Below are 516 nucleotides of genomic sequence, written 5' to 3'. Positions count from 1 at the left end.
ATGGCAAAAAAGCAATTTAATTTCAGAATTGAAGAGTCAATTCTGAACAAAATCCGAGCTAAAGCAAGATTTCAAGGCGTTTCAGTTAGCGACTGGATGGAAAATGCTTGCCTAGCTGAGTTAGGGATGAGTGAGGAGAGAAATGAAACAGTAGATCGAATTGAAGAATGGCGAGATAAAGATCGAATCCAGAAATTAGAGGAGGACATTAAAATCCTAGATGGCACAATTACTAGTCTTAATAGAACAGTTAATTCCTTGTGGGACTCGATTGAGTATGTATCGGAGAATGTGGAGGCTTTGCAAAGTCAAACTAAAATGCTAGCTACTGTTAATCAATATCTTTTAGATGGAGATATGGAGGGAGCTAGAGATGAATTCGATATGTCTTTTTGGGGACATTGCCTTTGATAAATTGGCAAAATTGGTTAAGATTTTAATACCACTCAAAAAATAACCAATTTTACCCTGTGACTTCATTATCAAATAAAAACACAAAAATTCGCGCTAGCGACC

The 516-nt window shown here is 36.4% G+C and carries 1 protein-coding gene; it reads left to right on the top strand.

The annotated features are described in order from the left end of the window. A partial coding sequence (locus R0J92_RS21620) for a hypothetical protein (RefSeq protein ID WP_411053145.1) occupies positions 1-411 on the top strand: 411 nt, incomplete at its 5' end. Positions 412-516 lie beyond the last annotated feature (105 nt).

It is taken from the genome of Tritonibacter sp. SIMBA_163, assembly GCF_046535935.1.
Lineage (GTDB): Bacteria > Pseudomonadota > Alphaproteobacteria > Rhodobacterales > Rhodobacteraceae > Epibacterium > Epibacterium scottomollicae.
This window is presented reverse-complemented; position numbering and strand designations above follow the sequence as displayed.